We start from the raw sequence: 18789 nt of genomic DNA on the forward strand, positions 1-18789 counted from the left end.
GCACAGCGACACGCGCGGTGCGGTGCACGACCCGCTCGGCGGCGGGATCCCGACGGCGAGGCATAAACCGAAGCCAACACCACCCCTACGACATTTTCCCAACCCGACCCCACCCGGCCAACGTTTGTGGACACGGCACTAGCTCGCCGGGTTCGCGGCAGAAGTCGGTGCGGCGGGCGCTCGTTCTCCGGCGCGGGGCGCACCGGCGGCCGCCCGGACCGGCGTCCGGCTCCGCGGCCTTCTCCTCGGGAGTCGCCGGCGAGGGACGACCTGATCCCGCCGATCCGACCTCGAGGGGAGGCGGACCGGCGGGACCCGTCGGTCTCGACAGGTTGCCGCGCGGCAGACCCCGCGGCGATCGCCGGATCAGGGTGCCGACGCGGTCAGCGGGTACGCAGCGGGGCGAGCGCGGTGCTCCAGGACACGACCTGGTCCAGCGTGGTGGTGAGCGCGTCCTGCTGGAACTGGGTCGGCTTGAAGACGCTGAAGTTCTCGAAGTCGGTGAAGAGCGACAGCGCCACCTGCGCGCGCACGTCGGCCATCTGGAGCTCGCCGGCGATCAGGCGGAGGTGCTCCACGGCCCGGGTGCCGCCGGCGGAGCCGTAGCTGACGAAGCCGACGGCCTTGTTGTTCCACTCGGCGTAGAGGAAGTCGATGGCGTTCTTGAGGGCACCCGAGGTGGAGTGGTTGTACTCGGGGGTGACCATCACGAACCCGTCGAACGACGCGATGGTGTTGGCCCAGCGGATCGTGTGCGGCTGGGTGTACTGGCCCATCGCCGGCGGGTACGCCTCGTCGAGGTGCGGCAGCTGGTGGTCGAGCAGATCGACGAGCTCGAACTCCGCGTCGGAGCGCTGCTTGGCGACCTCGAGGACCCAGCGGGCGACGGCTTCTCCGTTACGCCCCGGGCGGGTGCTACCGAGAATGATTCCGATCCTGGTCATGGCGGTGCCTTTCAGAAGTCCTTGACTGGCACCGTGAAGGCTAGCCACTGCTTGCTTGGTCAAGCAATTATCAGGCCCGTGCCAACCGTCACAGCGGCGGCCGGCGATTGTTTGGTCAAGCAACTAGAATGGGTGGCATGTCCGGTAACTCCGCCACACCTCTGCGACCTCTCAGCCCTGACGAGGAGGCGCTGGTCCGCGCCCTGGGCCAGCTGATGTACGTCCTGCCCCGGGCGATCGACGCCGACATGGTCGGCGCACACCAGTTGCCCTTCACCGAGTACAACGCCCTGCGGATCCTCTCCGAGGCGCCGGACCGGCGATTGCGGATGAACGAACTCGCCGCCGCCTGCCAACTCTCCCTGAGCGGGATGAGCCGCACGATCAGCCGCCTGGAGACCCAGGGCCTGGTCGAGCGGGTCCGGAGCGGGGAGGACGCGCGGGGCTGGAACGCCGTCCTCACCGATGCCGGCTTCGCCCGCCTGGAGGAGTCCTGGCCGAGCCACCTGGCCGCCGTGCGGCGGCGGTTCCTGGACCACTTCGAGGGCTTCGACCTCGCCCGGTTGGCCAGCGCGTTCCAGCGCGTCGGCACGGCCGACTGAGCCGCCTCGACGTCGCGATCCCCGGGCCGAGGTGGCACACCGAGCCGCCACCGGCTCCCCCCAGGATCACGCCGACCCCTGGGTGTTGTGGGCCAAGCTCGTCTGGGCGGTGGACGGCGCCGAGGCGGCGATCGCGGTGGCCCGCGAGGCCACCGCCCACGTCGCGCCGGCCAAGAGCCTCTTCTCGGTGTACCAGCAACTCGGCGGTTACCTCAACGAACGGCGGCGTACCCGGGAAGCCATCGCGGCGCTGCGCCAAGGTGTGGACCGCGCCCGGGGCAACACCGAGCGACTGGCCGCGCTGGCCGCCCAGTACGCGGCCGGCGCGCCCACCGACGACCTGCTCGAGGAGGTGGTCGCCTGGTTGCGGGAGAAACCGGAACTCGAGGTCCAGTACCGGTTGGCGCAGGTGTACCTGCTGGAACGCGGGCAGCGCTGGCACCAGGCGCTCGCGCTTCTCGCCGACGGTCGGCGGTTGAGCCCGAGATACATCAACTTCTCCCTGCACGAGGCGCTGTGCCACCTCGCGCTCGGCGACGCCGGGCGGGCCCAGGAGGCCGTCGACAACTACCCCGCCCAGAAGAGCTTCTCCACGTCGTCGGCCTCCACCTGGTGCGCGGCCCTCGTCGCCCTCCAACTCGGCCGGACCTCGGACGCGTCGGAACTGGTCCGGACCTATCTCGGCAGCGACGTCGCCGTCTCGGCTCCGGACGGGATCCGCGCGCTGTTGCTCCACAGTTGGGACACCAGCGTCGGCCGCCTGGACTTCACCTCCCCGCCCTCGTTGGTGTTTCCGATCCTGCCGCCCGCCCTCAGCGGCCTGTCGACCATCGCCATCCGGCCGCAGTACGGCGACCCCGTCCTGCCTCGGCAGCAGCCGGGCGGTGCCGGGGCGACCCGGGACGGCCGGCCGCACGTCCTCGCACTGGCCACCGAGTGGTCCTCGTCGCTCGGCGGCCTGAGCACCTTCAACCGGCAGTTGTGCGGCTCGCTGACCGCGCACGCCCGGGTGACGTGCGTGGTGTTGCGAGCCACCGACGAGGAGCGCCGGGACGCCACCTCGGCGGGCGTCACGCTGATCGAGGCGCCGGAGGCGCCCGGAGCCTCGGACGTCGACCGGCTGTCCCGCCGGCCGCCGCTTCCCAAGGGCACCGTTCCCGACGTGATCATCGGACACGGCCGGTGGACCGGCCCGGCCGCCCACCACCTGGGCGACGACTTCCCGCACGCCAAGCGCCTGCACTTCCTGCACGTCATTCCCGACGACATCGAGCGCCACAAGGCGGACCGCGGGGTACAGGTCCCGCAGGAACTAGTAGTACATCCGCGGCCCGACCGCCACGGCGCGGTCGGCCTCGGCGCTGAGCGCCAGCTCGACCTCCTGCCGTTCCTCGGCGAGCACCCCCGCGTCCAGGCTCGCGGCGTCGACCCGGCGCGGTTGATCCGCTTCGATCCCGGCATCGACCTCGGCGTCGGACCTCCCCGCCAGCCACCACAGGGCCGGCCCTGGACGGTGCTCCTCGTCGGCCGGACGGAGGACGACCGACTGAAGGGGCTCGACCTGGCGGCGCGCGCCTTCAACCTGGCGCGCCGCCGGCGTGGCGCCGGCACTCCCCGGGTCGAACTCCTCGTCCGCGGCGCTCCTCCGGAGACGTGCTCCACTCTGGAGGACCGGATGCGGGGCTGGGCCGCAGACGCGTCGCTGCCGGTGCGGGTGCGCCCGTACTCGACCAGGGCGGAGCGGCTGGCCGCCGACCTACGGGCGGCCAGCCTGCTCCTCATGCCCTCCCGGGCCGAGGGCTTCGGCCTCGTGGCGGTGGAGGCCATCCTCGCCGGCACGCCGGTGCTGGTGAGCAGCGAAAGCGGCCTGGGAGAGCTGCTGGAGGAGCGGCTCGGGCCGGAGGAGGCGGCCCGGATCGTGGTACCGACGACGGGTGACGACGAGCGCGACGTCGAGAACTGGAGCAACGCCATCGACGGCGCACTGCGCAACCGGGAAGCGGAGTTCCCCGGGATCGCCGAGCTTCGCGCCCGGCTGGCCAGGGAACTGCCCTGGTCCACGGCGACCGCCACCCTGCTGAACCGCGTCCTGCACGCGGCGGACACCAGGCCGCCGGCGCCCCGGTCACCCGAGGAGTCGCCGTACGAGCAGCCGGCGGCACCGCGAGCCTGACCGCGAGGAGCCGGACCCGGGTCCGGAGGGCTGCGCCGCACCGGGTCTTGGCCACGAGCGCAGTGTCGCCGGTTTTTGGAATCAGTCAAGATCGTGTACAGGCGGCGTCGCCCACCCCCTCTACAGGTCGTGATCGGCGATCCCAGCCCGAGCCGGCCCGGCCAGAGCCCGCCGGCCCAACCTGCCGTGGAGCGGCGGGCGACCGGGCATGGTCGCGGCCGGATCGGGAATCGCAGGGCCGCCAGCAGGACCGACGGAGGAGACACGCCATGACGGACCCATCGCGCACCGGGTCGACCAGTGCTCGGCCACAGTCCTCGCCACAGGAGCGGGACCTCGGGCCGGCCGGCGGCGGCTTCGCCGTCGTGGAGATGTTCACCTCCCAGGGCTGCAACAGCTGTCCCCCGGCGGAGGAACTGCTGACCGAGATCGAACGCGAGGCCCGACAGGAGGGACAGCCCGTCTACGCCCTCGGATTCCACGTCGACTACTGGGACGACCTGGGCTGGCCCGACCCGTTCGCCGACGGGGCGTACACCACGCGGCAGGGGGCGTACGCGCGCGCCTTCGGCTCCGGGGGGTTGTACACCCCGCAGATGATCGTGAACGGCACCGTCGAGTTCGTCGGCTCCGACCGCCGACGGGCGGCGACCGCGATCGCCGCCGCCCTGACGGAGGCAGCCACCACGCCGCTCGCGCTCTCGGTCGAGGACGCCGCCGGGGGTGACGGGCACCGGGTGGTGGTGGACTACCAGGCCGAGCGACCACCGGGGCGGGCGGTGTTGAACGTGGCGGTCGTGGAACGCGGCCTGGAGAACGACGTCCCCCGGGGCGAGAACGCCGGGCGGACGCTGCGGCAGGACAACGTGGTGCGCGCCTTCACGTCGGTGGGCCTGGACGCCCCGAGCGGCCGGGTCGAACTGGCGGTGCCACCGGACCTCGATCCCGGACATGCCTCGGTGGTCGGCTATGTGCAGCACCACGGCAATAAGGCGATCGTCGGCGCCACGGCCGTCGAGGTCTCGCCCGGATGAGGCGGTGATGTCCCCGCCGTGGGTCATCGGCCGGCCGGCGGCCTGTTGGCCTTGCGCAGCCCGAGCAGGGCCACCAGGGCGAGCAGGATGACGGCGACGGCGTACTCCTTGGCTGTCCGGAGCAGGCCGCCGTGAACCACGAGGAAGCCGGCGATGACGGTGGGCAGGCCGAAGCCGACGTAGCAGACGATGTAGAGCAGGGAGAGCACGCTGGCGCGTTCGTGCGCCTCTACTAGCGGCACGATCGTCTTGAGGCTGCCCTGGAATCCGCCACCGAAGCCGACGCCCCCGAACGCCAGCCCGACGAAGAATCCGGCGACGGATTCGGTGGTGACCGACACCAGCGTGATGATCATGCCCAGGATGAGAGCGCTGATTCCGGTGAGCATCACCGTCCGCGCGGGGGCGTTGCGCAGCAGCAGGATGGCGACGGTCCCGAAGACGGCGAAGACGAAGACGACCAGGCCGCCGGCCACGATCGAGCTCTCCATGAGGGCGCGGGTGAGCGCCGGACCGAGCGCGCCGAAGAAGCCGGCCAGCGCCCAGACGGAGAAGACCACCGGAGCGACGACGAGTACCGGCGCGTGTACGGCGCGGGGCAGGGTGATCTCCGGTCGAAGACTCTGCAGCGCTCCCCTCATCGGCGTGACCGTCTCCCCCATCAGCACCACCCCGACGCCCTGGATCAGCAGGACGACGAGCAGGACGACGTACACCAGGCGGGTCGGCGCGGGGAAGAACTGGATGAGCACCGCCGAGAGCAGGGCACCGGTCCCGGTCCCGATCCCGGGGGCGATCGAGTTCGCGAGCGTGCCGCGTGCGGGGTTGATGTCGAGCATGGCGGCCCCGACGGCACCGGTGGCGGCGCCGGCCGCGAGCCCCTGTACGACGCGGGCGGCCACCAGCGTGGGTACGCCGCCGGCGAAGACGAAGATGACCAGCGCGATCATCTGGATCGCGATCGCGACCAGCAGGACCGGCCGCCGCCCGACGTGGTCGGAGAGCTTGCCGAAGGTGAGCAGGGACGCCAGCACCGCGAGGGCGTAGACGGCGAACACCACCGTGGTGGTGATCGGCGAGAAGTGCCAGCGCTCCTGGTAGATCCCGTACAGGGGGGTCGGGGCCGCCGAGGCGGCCAGGAACGACACCAGGATCGAGGCGAGCAGAAACAGGGCGACACCCGGCGAGAGCCGCCCCTGTCCGGCGTTCTGCATCAGACGTGCTCCTCAGGTGAGCTGCGAGCGGCGGTCCGGCGCGGTCGATCCGGACGCTCTCCCGCTGAAAGGCCGCAGCGGAGTACCCCTTGCGCCACGTCGCACGCGACGTGAATGGCGCATCTCTTCGCGCGACTTCCGCGCGGCGTTGGACAAGGCGGCCGATCCCGGTCAGCCGGGGGTGGCCGCGGCGGGGCGCATAGGCCCGGTCGCCTCGGGAAAATGCTGCGTATGGCCAGGTACACGAAGCCCGAGCTGAGGAACCAGATCAAGGAAGAGCTGCAGGCTTCCGACAAGGGCGGCAGGCCGGGGCAGTGGTCGGCGCGCAAGTCGCAGCTGCTCACCAAGGAGTACCAGAAGCGGGGCGGCGGCTATCAGGGCCCGAAGGATGAGCGGCAGAAGTCTCTGCAGCGGTGGGGCGCCGAGGACTGGCAGACCAGGAACGGCGCCACCCGGGCCCGCAAGGGCGGCGAGACCAAGCGTTACCTGCCCAAGCATGCCTGGGAACGACTCTCGGAGGACGAGCAGCGCGCAACGGACGCCAAGAAGCGCGAGGCGTCCAGGTCCGGCCGGCAGTTCGTCGCCAACACCGCGCCCGCCAAACGCGCGCGCAAGGAGGCCACGTCGGTCGACCGGCTGTCGGAGGTGACGGTCGCCGAGGCGGCCGGGCTGGTCCGTGGTCTCGACACCGACGAGCTCAAGGCGGCGCTGAAGCAGGAACGCGCCGGCAAGAACCGCAAGACGCTCGTCCAACGGCTGCAGTCGGAACTCAAGCGCCGCTGACTCCGGGCGGCGCCGCACCACATCCGGGATATCGCGTACGGCGAGAGCCAGCCCGGGATCCGTTGCGCGGCCACCATACCTAGAACTACTATGCATTGCAGTTCTAGGGTTAGGTGGTCACATGCACATCACCAAGGATCTCGTCGCGGCCTCGGCGACCCCGCTCGTGCTGGGGATCCTCGCCGAGGGCGACAGCTACGGCTACGCGATCCTCAAGCAGGTCAACGAGTTGTCGGGCGGGCAGCTGGAGTGGACCGACGGTCTGCTCTACCCGCTGCTGCACCGGCTGGAGCGGTTGGGGCACGTCGAGTCGGCCTGGGAGACCCCACCCGGGGGCCGCCGCCGCAAGTACTACCGCATCACCGACCAGGGTCGGGCCGAGCTCGCCGAGCAGCGCCGCCAGTGGGCCGCCGTCGTCGACGCCCTGCGGGGCGTCTGGAACGCCACCCAGTCCATCACGCCGATCACGGCACCGGCCTGAGAGGCGGGACGATGAGCGTCAACAGTGACAACGATCTGGAGGGCCAGATCGCCGAGTGGCGGGCCTACACGCACCGCCGCCGGGAGCTGCACCACACCGATGCCGAGGAGCTGGAAGACCACCTGCGCAGCCGGATCACCGAGCTGACCGAGGCGGGCCTGCGTGCCGACGAGGCCTTCCTCATCGCGGTCAAGCGGATGGGCAGCCTCGACGAGCTGTCGCGGGAGTTCGCCCGCGAGCATTCCGAGCGGCTGTGGAAGCAGCTCGTACTGCCCGGGGAGCCGGACACCCCCGCCGCCGCCCGTACCCGGCGGGAACTGCCCGTCATGGTGCTCTGCGCGGCCGTCGCGGCGCTCTCGATCAAGGTGCCGGCCCTGTTCGGCCTCGACCTGGCCTCGGGCGACCACGGCGCCTTCTACGCGCGCAACGTCAGCCTGTTCGCGCTACCGGCGCTGGCCGCCTACTTCGCCTGGCAACGCCGGGTCGGCCCGCGCGTCATCGGGGTGCTCGCGGCGCTGTTCGTGCTCGGCGCGGTCGCCGCGAACGCGTACCCGCTGGCGGACGACTCGCAGACCCTGGTGCTGACGGCGATCCACCTGCCGCTCGCGCTGTGGCTGGTGGTCGGCGTCGCCTACGCGGGTGGCGACTGGCGTTCGGACCGGCGGCGGATGGACTTCATCCGGTTCACCGGGGAATGGCTGATCTACTTCGCCCTCATCGGACTGGGTGGCGGCGTGCTCGCCGCCTTCACGGCGGGCACCTTCAACGCCATCGGCCTCGACGCCGAGGGATTCATTCAATCGTGGCTGATGCCGTGCGGCGCCACCGCCGCGGTCATCGTGGCGGCCTGGCTGGTGGAAGCCAAGCAGAGCGTCATCGAGAACATGGCGCCGGTGCTGACCCGAGTCTTCACGCCGCTGTTCGCGGCCGCCCTGCTGGCCTTCCTGGTCGCCATCGTCTGGACCAGCAACGGCATCGACGTCGAGCGGGACGCGCTCATCCTCTTCGACCTGCTGCTGGTCGTCGTGCTGGGCCTGCTGTTGTACGCCATCTCCGCCCGTGACCTCACGGCCCGGGCCGGTCTCTTCGACCGCCTGCAGCTCGCGCTCGTCGTCAGCGCCCTGGCCATCGACGCCCTGGTGCTGCTGGCGATCACCGGCCGGATCACCGAATGGGGCTTCAGTCCGAACAAGACCGCGGCCCTGGGCGAGAACGTCATCCTGCTCACCAACCTGGCCTGGTCGGCCTGGCTGTTCCTCGGCTTCGTCCGTGGCCGCATGCCCTTCGCCCGCCTGGAACAGTGGCAGACCCGTTACGTGATCGTGTACGCGGTCTGGGCCTGGACAGTCGTCCTCGCCTTCCCGCTCCTGTTCGACTTCGCCTGATCCCGGATCCGATCCCGCTCAACCCCGTCCGGGTACCCGGACGGGGTTGAGCGTCTCAGCCGAGCGTGCCGCAGACGCGGAACGACGGCGGTCCGCCGCTACTCCACCTCCGCCGCCGCTGTCGAGCTGAAGGCAACATCTGCCCCCGTCGACCCTCTTGACCCCGGAATGCCGGTCCGCTTAGGTTCATCAATCAAAAAGGTCTCTTTACTAATTCTCTCCACCGTCGTGGGAGTGCCGATGCGACCGTTCCGTCACCGCCGCCTCACCGCCGTCGTCGCCCTGGCGACCATGCTGGTCACCGCCGCCCCGCCGGCGGCCGCCGGCGCGGACGACAGCAGGAACCGCCGTGCCGGATACCACCGGGTCGGCTACTTCACCCAGTGGGGCATCTACGGCCGGGCCTTCCCGGTGAAGAAGCTCGACACCTCCGGGGCGGCAAGCCGCCTCACCCACGTCAACTACGCCTTCGGCAACGTCAGTGAGGACGGGCGCTGCTTCGTGGACGGCGGGCCGGGCGAGGGTGACGCCTGGGCCGACTACCAGCGTCCCGTCCCGGCGGAGGAGAGCGTCGACGGCGTCGCCGATGCCTGGGGCGAACCGCTCAACGGCAACTTCGGCCAGCTGGCCAAGCTCAAGGCCAAGCACCCCGGCCTGCAGGTGATGATCTCGCTGGGCGGCTGGAGCTGGTCGACGTACTTCTCGAACGCCGCCCGCACCGACGCCTCCCGCAAGGCGTTCGTGGCCTCCTGCATCGACCTCTACCTCAAGGGCAACCTTCCGGTCCTCGACGGTGGCAGTGGCGGCCCGGGTGCCGCCGCCGGCGTCTTCGACGGCATCGACCTCGACTGGGAGTGGCCGAACTGGCCGGGTGAACCGGGCAACGTGGTCCGCCCGGAGGACCGGCAGAACTTCACGAAGCTGGTCGCCGAGTTCCGCCGGCAACTCGACGCCTACGGCCGGACGACCCGCAGGCACCACCCGCTGACCGCCTTCCTGCCGGCCAACCAGGCGGCCATGGACGCCGGATACGAGGGTCGCGAGATCTTCCGATACCTGGACTTCGCCACGGTGCAGGGGTACGACTTCCACGGCGCGTGGGACCCGGTGACCAACCAGCAGTCGGCGCTGCGCGTACCGTCCGGAGCGCCGGACAACCCGGACTTCTCCGCCGAGGTGGCGATCGACGGCTGGCTCGCCCGCGGTGCGCCGCGCGAGAAGCTGGTCCTGGGCATCCCGTACTACGGCCGTGGCTGGACCGGCGTCAGCGGGAGCGGCAACGGTCTCTTCCAGCCCGCGACCGGGCCCGCGCCGGCCACCTTCGAGGCCGGGTACGAGGACTACCGGCGGCTCAAGACCCTGGCCGGCAACGGCTTCACCGTCCACCGCGACCTTCGTGCCGGGCATGCCTGGTTGTTCGACGGCACGACCTTCTGGACGTACGACGATCCGGCGGTGGTGTTGCAGAAGACGCTGTACATCCGGCGGGCCGGCCTGGCCGGAGCGATGGTCTGGTCGTTGGACGGCGACGACGACAACGCGACGTTGACCAAGACGATCGGCCTCGGGCTTGCGACGCCGTAGCCGCGCACCGCGGCGGTCGTAGCGCTCCTACCAGCGGCAATCCCCCGGGACGGCTGGTGCTGCCGGCGGCGGAGACGGGGAGGTGACGTCAGTGGCCCGGCCGGTCGGACGCCCACCGGTCGAATTCTTCGCGAACGGCGGCGGCACCGGCCGGCACCACCTGACTCGCGGTGGCGGAGACGGCGTCCTCCATCTCGTCCGCCAGCCAGGCCGGGCCACTGCCGGCCGCCCGCAGCTGCGTCAGGCCGGCCCGACCCAGCACGACGGCGGCGACGAAGTAGCCCCCGGTGAGTCCCGCGGTGGCCAGCTTGCGGGGCAGGAAGGTCTCCAGCAGGCGCAGCGCGGTCGCCGAGGCAGCCCCGGCTCCCAGGACCACGCACCCGGCGGCGGTCGCGAGCAGCGCCAGGCCGACCCCCGCCGGACGAACCGCCCTCAGCAGGTGCGTGCGTACCTCGCGGACCTCCGCCCGCACCACCTCCGCCACCTCGGAAGCCAAGCGGTCGGTCGGACCGGCCGCCCGTCCGATTCCGCCGGACCGTCCCGCTGCCGCGTCACTCATGGGTCCGCTCCTCCTCCGTTGGGGGCAGCCGCTTACCCATGAACGTCACCGCCATACCTGTCCCGACGCCGTGGGCGGAAGCGGGGACAAAGGTGAGAAGGTGGCTGCGGGAGTCGAGCTGTGCCCGGAAGCGGTCATCCGGCTCAGCGGTGCATGTGCAGGCGGATCGTGGTGGCACCGGGCCTGGTGTGGACGCGCACGAGATCGCAGAGCTGGTTGACCAGGACGAGTCCTCGGCTGCCCGGCTGCCGTGGCGGCACGGGAAGCCGGCCGGCGAGCGGATTCGTGATGTGCCCGGTGTCGGTGAGCTGGCAGATCAGGCGCGTACTGTCGGTCCAGACCGCGAGGGTACCGCCCCCGGTGGTGTGTCTGACCGTGTTCGCCGCCAGTTCGTTGACCGCCAGGGTCAGGTCGGAGACGCGGTCCGGGTGCAGCCCGGCGGCGACGGCGTGCGCGGTCACGAACCGGCGGATGGCCGGGAGAGCGTGCACGTCGATGGCGATGGTGGTCGCCCGGGCAGGCGGATCCGGCAGCGGCAGGTTGAACCCGGCGGCCACCGCGACCGGGTCCGCGTAGTACGGGCTCGCCCACTCCGCACCGTCCTTCTGCAGGACCGGGTGGGTGCGGCAGGCGTCGTCGAGCCAGCTCCGGTCCAGGCGACTGGTGTCGTAGGGACAGAGGATGGTGGCCGGCCGGCCGGCGAACGCCGCGTTGATCAGGGCCTCGTGCTGGGCGCAGGCCGGGTATTCGACAGCACTACGGCCGGCCCAGATGGGTTCGCCGATGATGCGTACCCGCTTGCCCGGATGCGCGGCGGCGAAGGCGAGCAGGACGCCGGGAATGATCCGCCCCGGGTTGCGCCCGGCCTCGCTCATGTCGTGCAACTGCACCCGGTCCGCGTCGACGCCGAGCGCGGTACGGATCTGGTGGAGGTTGTCCCCCGGTACCGCCACCATGACCGGCTCGTCGGCGGCGAGGCCGGCGTGGATGAACGGCACCGTGCCGGCCAGGTACTCCTCGCGGTCGCCGTAGAAGAGGGCGGGGTGGACGAAACTGTCGGTCCTGGTGGCGACCGAGATGCTCATGCGGCAGCCTCCGAGTGCGTGGTCCAGCCGCCTCGTCGGGCCACCGCAGCGTCAGTCCGGATACCTGGTTGGCACCGGTCAGCTGAAAGTGTACGGGCGGCGCGACGTAACGGCCGGTCAGACCCGACCCGGCCCTGGCTGCCGCTGCGGGCCCGGCCCTGGCTGTCGCCGCTGCCGGAGCGGACGAGTCCCGCCGGCGGCGGCCCGGCGTTGACGGTCGACGCCCGGGCCCGGGCGGGACCTGCCGGTTGCCTGGATGGCGAGCAGGGCGATGTCGTCGGTCGGCTGTTCGCCGGCGAGCGTGGTCATGATGCGGGCACAGACCGCTTCGGCGGCACCTGGTTCGAAGGCCGCGCAGAGCCGTTCGATGCCGGTGTCGATGACTTCGCCGCGGCGTTCGACGAGCCCGTCGGTGTAGCAGACCAGCACCGCCTCGGCAGGGAACGCGACCTCGGTGTATCGGCGGGCCGGTCGATCCGGGCGCACGCCCAGTGGAAGATCGACTGGAAGGTTCAGCGTATCGGCCGACTGTCCCGGTGCGGCCAGCACGGGTTGCAGGTGCCCGGCGAGGGACATCCGGATGGTGGTGCGGTCCGGGGAGATCATCGCGTACAGGACCGTGGCGAGGTTCCCGGCCTCGAAATGGTGGATCTTGCGGTCCAGCAGCGTCAGCGCGCTCGCCGGATCGTCGCAGATCAGGGCGTACGCGCGCAGCGCGCTGCGCAGGCGCCCCATCACGACCGCCGAGCGCAGCCCGTGTCCCGACACGTCCCCGATGACGACGCCGAGCCAGCCGGACGGGAGGGTGAACACGTCGTACCAGTCGCCGCCCACGCCGGCGTCGTGGCCGGGCACGTAGCGGGCGGCCATGTCCACGCCGGGCGCATCGGGCAGGTGGGTGGGCAGCAGGCTGCGTTGCAGGGCGAGGGCGGCGGTGCGGTCGATGCTGCTGGCCCGGCTCCGGCTGGCCAGGCTCGCCCGATCGGCGGCGAGTTGGAGCACCTGCACGTCGTCGTCGGTGAATCGGTGCGGCTGGAGGCAGCCGACGTGCAGCACGCCGATCACCTCGCCGCCGGCGAGCATGGGCACACCCAACAGGGAGCAGACCCCTCTGTCGAACAGCGCTGGGTCGTCCGCGGCCGTGACCTCGTCCAGCACGACGGGCTGCTTGTCCCGGGCGATCCGGCCGGCGAACCCGCGGCCGACGGAGATCCGCGAGCCCGGCCGGACCTCGTCCGCCAACCCTCTCTCCGCGGTGGCCACGAACTGCCGGGCGTGCACGTCCAGCAGCAGAATGGCGGCGGTGTCGACCCGCAACACCTCTCCGACCCGGTCGAGGAGTTCGTCGAGAAGATCGTCGACGTCAAGCTTGGACAGCGCCGCGTCGGTGATCGCCTCGATCCGGCGCAGCCGCTCGTCGCTCCCGCCACCCTGCACGCCAATCACGGGCAGAAGCCTAGTCCTTGCCGGGCCCGGAGCAGCCCCTCAGGAGCGCCACCGGCAATGTCATCCTGCTGATCTCGGGGTGGCTCAGCCCGACGAATCGGTCATCGGGGTGACCGGCGCTCGTCCACCCCCGGCAGGTGGTGCGGGCTGATTGGCCGGCTCCGCCGCCGCACCGAGCAGAACGTCCCCTACCGCACATCGACGGAGACCGGCGCGCTGAGTCGGCCCTCGTTCCCGCTGCGATCCAGGCCGGACACGCAGTAGGAGAGCGAGCGGTCCGCGGGGGCGGTGCGGTCGACCCAGCCGGTCCCCCGGGCGGTGCCGACGAGCCGGGCCGCGTCGCCGTCCACCCGGTAGACGGCGAAGCTCGCGGCACCGTCTCCGCGCCAGGTCAGCGCCACCCCGCCGGCGTCGCGCCGCGCGCCGGTGATCGCGGGTACGGCGGGCGCCGCCGCCGGTAGCTGCGCCATCGCGGGCACCAGCGCCGGGCCTGCGTAGTGCGCTGCGCTGTAGCGGCTGACCGCGCCGAGCTTGTCGGCGCGCACCTGGCGGGCGCTGAAGTGCACGCTTCCGCTCACCCCGTGCCGGCGGTTGAGGGCGAGCTGGCGGTCCAGCTCGGCCGGGTCGCGCCAGGCGCCGCGCTCCCCCACCCGGTAGTCGGCCTGGCCGATGTAGAGCTGCACCCGGGTGCCCTGCACCGTGGCCGCCCACCACGGCAGCAGCTTGGCGTAGTCGGCCCGGTCGAACCCGATGTGCCAGTAGAGCTGCGGCACCACGTAGTCGAGCCACTGCTGTCGGACCCAGAGCCGGGTGTCGGCGTAGATGTCGTCGTAGCTCTGCAGACCGGCGGTCGGTGAGCCGGCCGGGTCGGTGCGCTTGTTGCGCCAGATACCGAACGGGCTGATGCCGAACTTGACCCACGGCTTGATCGCCTTGATCCGCTCGCTCATCTCGCGGACCAGCGTGTTCACGTTGTCCCTGCGCCAGGCGTGCTTGTCCGCGAACCGCCGGCCGTACCGGGCGAACGCCGCGTCGTCCGGGAAGTCCTGCCCGGCCTCCGGGTACGGGTAGAAGAAGTCGTCGAAGTGCACGCCGTCGACGTCGTAGCGCTGGACCGCCTCCAGCATCGAGTCCTCGACGAACGTGCGCGCCTCCGGGATGCCGGGGTTGAAGTAGAGGCGACTGCCCGGCCGGTCGGCGCTGGGATAGGTCACCACCCAGTCGGGGTGCCGCCGCAGCGGGTGCGTCGGCGCCAGCTGGTCCAGCCGGGGGCCCGGCCCACCGACGGTGGCCGGCTGCCCGCCCCGGTACGGGTTGAACCAGGCGTGGAACTCCAGGTTGCGGGCGTGCGCCTCGCTGACCATGAACTCCATCGGGTCCCAGCCCGGGTCGCGGCCGTCGCGGCGTCCGGTCAGCCACTCCGACCAGGGCGCGTACTTCGACGGCCAGAGGGCGTCCCCGCTGGGCCGCACGTGCACGAAGACGGCGTTGTGGTTGCGCCGCACGGCCAGGTCGAGCCAGCCCCGGAACTCCGCCCGCGCCGCCTCGGCCGGCAACCCGCGCCGGCTCGGCCAGTCGATGTTGTTCACCGTCGTGATCCACATGCCGCGCAACTCGCGCGGCGCCCGCGCCGCCCGGTCGGCGCAGCTGGGAGCGGCGGGCGCCGGGCCGAGGGCGGCCACGGCGCCGCGATCGTCGTCGACGACCCGCTCTCGCACGGACCAGGCGCCGACCGCGACCGCCAGGGCGAGCGCGGCGACGACGGCGATGAGTGCGCGGGTACGACGGCGGTGAGCGGGCGGATCGGCGGCGGGCATTGCCCCAGTCTGCCCAGTGCTGCCCTGCGGGGTGAACCGGGTGGAGGGTTACTTAACGGTCAGCTAAGGCCGGTGGGTCCACCGGGAAGTCGTCCCGGAGGTTTCCGGCGTCACCTCGCCACGCTGCTACCCGACCACAATTCCGGTGGCGGTCCGGGACCGGCCGTTGCGAGACTCTGCTCTGTGCGAGAGCCGGACCGTTTCCGCGCCGCCGTCCGCACGTGGGCAGCCGGCGGCACGGACGCCGTGGCGGCGGCCGCGGTGGCCCGCGAACTGGCCGAGGACGGCCTGGCAACGGTCGTCCTCGTCGAAGGGGTCAGCGACCGGAGCGCGGTGGAGGCGCTGGCCGTCCGGCGCAACCGGGACCTGGCCGGCGAGGGCGTGTGCGTCCTGCCGATCGGCGGCGCGATGAGCGTCGGTCGCTTCCTGCGACTCTTCGGCGCGCAGGGGCTCGCCGTGACCATCCGGGGGCTCTGCGACGAGGCCGAAGAGGGCTACTTCCGGCGCGGGTTGGAGCAGGCCGGCCTCGGTAGCGACCTGACCCGCCCCGGAATGGAGGCGTTGGGCTTCTACGTGTGCGTCGCCGACCTGGAGGACGAGCTGATCCGCGCGCTGGGCACGGCCGGGGTCGAGCGGGTCCTGGCGGCCGAACAGGATCTGGCCCGCTTCCGGGTCTTCCAGAACCAGCCCGCGCAGCGGGGACGCGCGATCGAGCGGCAACTGCGCCGCTTCATGGGTACGACCAGCGGTCGAAAATCCCGGTACGCCCGCGCGCTCGTCGACGCCCTCGACCCGAACCAGGTACCCCGGCCGCTGGATCACCTACTCGGGTCCCCCTCCTGACCCCCGATCCGGCCCGCCTGCGCGGTGGACGCCCCCGAGGGACGTACCTCAGCGCAGCCGCCGGGCGGCGAACCTGGCGGGTGGCGCGGCGATCGCGTCCTGGGCCGCGATCAGCTGGATCTCCCGGGTCCCGGCCGCGAGGGTCGCCTCCAGTACGGCGAAGACGGAGGCGATGGTGCGTTCCAACGCCGTGGCGGGCGAACCCGTCGTCCACAGGTGCGCGAGGTACAGCGCCGCGGTGACGTCGCCGCCGCCGTTGGGGCTGATCGGCAGCAGCGGGGTGGTCACCGCCCAGGCGCCCTCGTCGGAGACGGCCACCACCTCCAGCGACCCCACCGGCACGTCGCCGTGGAGGACGCTGGTGACCAGGACGTGCCGCGGTCCCGTCTCGCGTACCACGTCGACCGCGTCCAACAGCTCCGCCAGCGAGTTGGTCGCCCGGCCGGCGAGGAAGTCCAGCTCGAAATGGTTCGGGGTGATGATGTCCGCGCGCGGGACGACGGTGTCCCGCAGGTACTCCGGAATGCCCGGCCGGACGAACATCCCGCGGCCGGCGTCGCCCATCACCGGATCGCAGCAGTACACCGCGTCCGGGTTGGCGGCCTTGACCTTGTCGACCGCGTCGAGGATCACCGCGCCCATCGCCGGGTCACCCTGGTAGCCCGACAGCACCGCGTCGGCGGTGCCGAGGACCCCGCGGTCGCCGATACCCGCGACCACCTCGGCCACGTCGGCCGGCGCCAGCAGCGGCCCGCGCCACGCGCCGTACCCGGTGTGGTTGGAGAAGTGGACCGTCACCACCGGCCACACCTCGTGCCCGAGCCGCTGCAGCGGGAAGGCGGCCGCGGAGTTGCCGACGTGGCCGTAGGCGACCGAGGACTGGATGGAGAGGATCTTCACCGGCTCATCATGGCGCTTGGCGCCGGCACCGCCCGTACGGCCCGCCGGTTCTGTCGGGTGACCCACTCACCGGACGGACCGGCTCAGCGACGCCCTGTTGGCCGGCGCGCAGCCCTGTCGGGCGCCGGCTATCGGACCTTACGAGTGGATCGCACCACGATGTCGTCGTACTCGGGGTGCTTGCCCAGCCACTTGTCGAGGAACGGGCAGATCGGCACCACCGTCCGGCCCCTGGCCCGCGCGTCGTCCATCACCGCGCGAGCGAGGGTCGATCCGAGGCCCCTGCCCTCGAACTGCGGATCGACCTCGGTGTGCGTGTAGGCGATGATGGTGCCGGTCAACTGGTAGGTGACCACGCCGGCCAGCGCACCCGACTCGTCCCGCGCCTCGAACCGCTCCCGCTCCGGCGCGTCATTCACGGTGAACTCCACTCCACCATCGAAGCACGGCTGCCTGCGGAACCGGGTGTGAGGCCGGCAACGCTCCCGGGCACCACGGCCCGGACGAACCGGGTCGTCGGTGCTGGCTCACCGGGGCGTCAGTGCGCTGCCACGACCACCGCTTCCGGCGCCAGGCCGGCGAGCCGGGCCGGCCGCACGACGACGAGCAGCACCGCCATCGCCGCCACCATGCCACCGGCGACGACGAGAGCCATGGCCACCGCGCCGGTGCCCAGCACGCCCACCAGGGGCGCGGCCAACGCGCCGACGCCGAACTGCACGGCGCCGAGCAGGGCGGAGGCGGTACCGGCCGCTTCCCCGTGCCGGGACAGGGCCAGGGCCGGCGCGTTCGGCATCGCCAGGCCGGCCGCCGCGAGCACCACCCACAACGACACGAGCAGGCTCGGCAACCCGCCGAGGCCGGTCGCGGCGAAGGCGAGCAGCGCCAGTCCGGCCACGGTTCCCACGCCGAGGGCGACGACGAGGATCCGCTGCGGCGAGTGGCGGCGCAGCAGCCGTACGTTGAACTGGGTCGCCGCGATCAGTCCGACCGCGCCCGCGCCGAAGGCCAGCCCGAACTGCTGCTCGTCCAGCCCGTACTGCTGTTGCAGGACGAACGAGGAGCCGGCGACGTAGGCGAACAACGCCGCCATGGCCAGCCCGGCGACCAGCACCAGACCCACGAACGTCCGGTCCCGCAGCAGCCCGCCGTACACGGTGAGCGTCGCGGCCACCCCGCCGCGCCGACGACGCTCGGCCGGCAGCGTCTCACGCAGGCCGAGCGCGGCGACCACGACCAGCAGCACACCGAAGGCGGCCAGGGCCACGAACACGCCACGCCAGTCGGTCCAGCGCAGCAACCCGCCACCGAGGGTCGGCGCGAGGATCGGCGCCGCCCCCATGACCAGCAGCAGCCGGGAGAGCAGCTTGGCGAAGGCCGCGCCGTCGAACAGGTCCCGCACCACGGCCATCGCGACGACCGAGGCAGCCGCGACGCCGAGGCCCTGCACCACCCGCAAGGCACCGAGAACCGCGACGTTCGGTGCGACGACGCAGAGCATCGACGCCACGACGTGCAGCGCGATGCCGGCGATCAGCGGCGCGCGTCGGCCGACGGCGTCGGACAGCGGGCCGATCAGCAACTGGCCGACGGCGAGGCCCGCCAGCGTGCCGGTGAGCGTCAGTTGGACCGCCGCCGGCGTCGTCCGGAAATCGGCGACGATCGCGGGCAGCGCGGGCAGGTACATGTCGATGGTCAGCGGACCCACCGCGATCAGCGACCCGAGCACCAGGACGAGCCGCAGGCGTTGTCGAGGGGTCATCAGGTCGCCCGGTGTCAGCGGGACCGCCCGCCGCTTCGGGGCGTCGACGGTCATCGGGTCGTCTCCGATCGGCCGTCACGGAGCCGGGCGGGGTGCGGGGCAGGAGTCACACCTGAATCCAAATCCGGATCCGGTGATCTGATTCCCCATCGCCGAACAGGTAACGCAGGTCACAGC

17 protein-coding genes are annotated in these 18789 nt (G+C 71.9%); 8 read left to right on the forward strand and 9 right to left on the reverse strand.

The window, feature by feature from the left end:
* Positions 1-383 precede the first annotated feature (383 nt).
* Positions 384-944 carry an NAD(P)H-dependent oxidoreductase gene (locus M2302_RS24415; protein ID WP_280840180.1) on the reverse strand — a complete coding sequence of 187 codons (561 nt, stop codon included), beginning with the start codon at positions 942-944 and terminating at the stop codon, positions 384-386.
* Between the two features lie 137 nt (positions 945-1081).
* Between M2302_RS24415 and M2302_RS24420 the strand changes: the two genes are divergently transcribed.
* From M2302_RS24420 to M2302_RS24430, 3 genes are all read left to right on the forward strand, one after another.
* A complete protein-coding gene (locus M2302_RS24420) occupies positions 1082-1546 on the forward strand; it encodes a MarR family winged helix-turn-helix transcriptional regulator (RefSeq protein WP_280840181.1) in 465 nt (154 codons plus the stop codon).
* A gap of 31 nt (positions 1547-1577) precedes the next feature.
* Positions 1578-3719 carry a glycosyltransferase family 4 protein gene (locus tag M2302_RS24425; RefSeq protein ID WP_280840182.1) on the forward strand — a complete coding sequence of 714 codons (2142 nt, stop codon included), beginning with the start codon at positions 1578-1580 and terminating at the stop codon, positions 3717-3719.
* Positions 3720-3988: 269 nt separating this feature from the next.
* Positions 3989-4753 carry a DUF1223 domain-containing protein gene (locus tag M2302_RS24430; RefSeq protein WP_280840183.1) on the forward strand — a complete coding sequence of 255 codons (765 nt, stop codon included), beginning with the start codon at positions 3989-3991 and terminating at the stop codon, positions 4751-4753.
* Positions 4754-4776: 23 nt separating this feature from the next.
* Here the strand turns inward: M2302_RS24430 and M2302_RS24435 are convergent, their stop codons facing one another.
* Positions 4777-5967, reverse strand: coding sequence for an MFS transporter (locus M2302_RS24435; RefSeq protein ID WP_280840184.1), 1191 nt, complete (start codon positions 5965-5967; stop codon positions 4777-4779).
* 231 nt (positions 5968-6198) lie between these two features.
* On the opposite strand from M2302_RS24435, the gene M2302_RS24440 reads away from it, so the two are divergent.
* The 4 genes from M2302_RS24440 (at position 6199) to M2302_RS24455 (ending at position 10200) form a co-directional block, all read left to right on the forward strand.
* A complete protein-coding gene (locus tag M2302_RS24440) occupies positions 6199-6750 on the forward strand; it encodes a DUF5872 domain-containing protein (RefSeq protein WP_280840185.1) in 552 nt (183 codons plus the stop codon).
* A 121-nt stretch (positions 6751-6871) separates the two neighbouring features.
* Positions 6872-7231, forward strand: coding sequence for a PadR family transcriptional regulator (locus M2302_RS24445; protein WP_280840186.1), 360 nt, complete (start codon positions 6872-6874; stop codon positions 7229-7231).
* An 11-nt stretch (positions 7232-7242) separates the two neighbouring features.
* Positions 7243-8616: a permease prefix domain 1-containing protein gene (locus tag M2302_RS24450; RefSeq protein WP_280840187.1), complete on the forward strand. Its 1374-nt coding sequence runs from the start codon at positions 7243-7245 to the stop codon at positions 8614-8616.
* A gap of 240 nt (positions 8617-8856) precedes the next feature.
* Positions 8857-10200: a glycoside hydrolase family 18 protein gene (locus tag M2302_RS24455; protein WP_280840188.1), complete on the forward strand. Its 1344-nt coding sequence runs from the start codon at positions 8857-8859 to the stop codon at positions 10198-10200.
* An 88-nt stretch (positions 10201-10288) separates the two neighbouring features.
* Here the strand turns inward: M2302_RS24455 and M2302_RS24460 are convergent, their stop codons facing one another.
* The 4 genes from M2302_RS24460 to M2302_RS24475 form a co-directional block, all read right to left on the reverse strand.
* The gene (locus M2302_RS24460; RefSeq protein ID WP_280840189.1) at positions 10289-10759 is read right to left on the reverse strand and encodes a phage holin family protein; all 471 of its coding nucleotides are present in this window, start codon (positions 10757-10759) and stop codon (positions 10289-10291) included.
* Between the two features lie 143 nt (positions 10760-10902).
* Positions 10903-11844 (reverse strand): sensor histidine kinase, encoded by a 942-nt coding sequence (locus M2302_RS24465; RefSeq protein ID WP_280840190.1) that lies wholly within the window; start codon positions 11842-11844, stop codon positions 10903-10905.
* 117 nt (positions 11845-11961) lie between these two features.
* On the reverse strand, positions 11962-13290 hold the full coding sequence (locus tag M2302_RS24470; protein ID WP_280840191.1) for a SpoIIE family protein phosphatase: 1329 nt from the start codon (positions 13288-13290) through the stop codon (positions 11962-11964).
* Positions 13291-13478: 188 nt separating this feature from the next.
* On the reverse strand, positions 13479-15107 hold the full coding sequence (locus M2302_RS24475; RefSeq protein WP_280840192.1) for a family 10 glycosylhydrolase: 1629 nt from the start codon (positions 15105-15107) through the stop codon (positions 13479-13481).
* A gap of 183 nt (positions 15108-15290) precedes the next feature.
* Between M2302_RS24475 and M2302_RS24480 the strand changes: the two genes are divergently transcribed.
* Positions 15291-15950, forward strand: a complete 660-nt coding sequence (locus tag M2302_RS24480; protein ID WP_280840193.1) for a TOPRIM nucleotidyl transferase/hydrolase domain-containing protein — start codon at positions 15291-15293, stop codon at positions 15948-15950.
* A 48-nt stretch (positions 15951-15998) separates the two neighbouring features.
* On the opposite strand, the gene pdxY is transcribed toward M2302_RS24480, so the two are convergent.
* From pdxY to M2302_RS24495, 3 genes are all read right to left on the reverse strand, one after another.
* Positions 15999-16850 (reverse strand): pyridoxal kinase PdxY, encoded by an 852-nt coding sequence (gene pdxY / locus M2302_RS24485; RefSeq protein WP_280840194.1) that lies wholly within the window; start codon positions 16848-16850, stop codon positions 15999-16001.
* Positions 16851-16978: 128 nt separating this feature from the next.
* Positions 16979-17269: a GNAT family N-acetyltransferase gene (locus M2302_RS24490; protein WP_280840195.1), complete on the reverse strand. Its 291-nt coding sequence runs from the start codon at positions 17267-17269 to the stop codon at positions 16979-16981.
* Positions 17270-17388: 119 nt separating this feature from the next.
* Complete coding sequence (locus tag M2302_RS24495; RefSeq protein WP_280840196.1) at positions 17389-18666, reverse strand: multidrug effflux MFS transporter; 1278 nt, start codon at positions 18664-18666, stop codon at positions 17389-17391.
* Between the last annotated feature and the right edge of the window lie 123 nt (positions 18667-18789).

The organism is Micromonospora sp. A200 (assembly GCF_029893845.1).
GTDB lineage: Bacteria > Actinomycetota > Actinomycetes > Mycobacteriales > Micromonosporaceae > Micromonospora > Micromonospora purpureochromogenes.

Coding starts and splice junctions, on each gene's coding strand:
- M2302_RS24465 (WP_280840190.1), bottom strand. CDS start 11,844: ATGAGCATCTCGGTCGCCACCAGGACCGACAGTTTCGTCCACCCCGCC.
- M2302_RS24445 (WP_280840186.1), top strand. CDS start 6,872: ATGCACATCACCAAGGATCTCGTCGCGGCCTCGGCGACCCCGCTCGTG.
- M2302_RS24430 (WP_280840183.1), top strand. CDS start 3,989: ATGACGGACCCATCGCGCACCGGGTCGACCAGTGCTCGGCCACAGTCC.
- M2302_RS24475 (WP_280840192.1), bottom strand. CDS start 15,107: ATGCCCGCCGCCGATCCGCCCGCTCACCGCCGTCGTACCCGCGCACTC.
- M2302_RS24450 (WP_280840187.1), top strand. CDS start 7,243: ATGAGCGTCAACAGTGACAACGATCTGGAGGGCCAGATCGCCGAGTGG.
- M2302_RS24440 (WP_280840185.1), top strand. CDS start 6,199: ATGGCCAGGTACACGAAGCCCGAGCTGAGGAACCAGATCAAGGAAGAG.
- M2302_RS24435 (WP_280840184.1), bottom strand. CDS start 5,967: ATGCAGAACGCCGGACAGGGGCGGCTCTCGCCGGGTGTCGCCCTGTTT.
- M2302_RS24460 (WP_280840189.1), bottom strand. CDS start 10,759: ATGAGTGACGCGGCAGCGGGACGGTCCGGCGGAATCGGACGGGCGGCC.
- M2302_RS24495 (WP_280840196.1), bottom strand. CDS start 18,666: ATGACCGTCGACGCCCCGAAGCGGCGGGCGGTCCCGCTGACACCGGGC.
- M2302_RS24420 (WP_280840181.1), top strand. CDS start 1,082: ATGTCCGGTAACTCCGCCACACCTCTGCGACCTCTCAGCCCTGACGAG.
- M2302_RS24415 (WP_280840180.1), bottom strand. CDS start 944: ATGACCAGGATCGGAATCATTCTCGGTAGCACCCGCCCGGGGCGTAAC.
- M2302_RS24455 (WP_280840188.1), top strand. CDS start 8,857: ATGCGACCGTTCCGTCACCGCCGCCTCACCGCCGTCGTCGCCCTGGCG.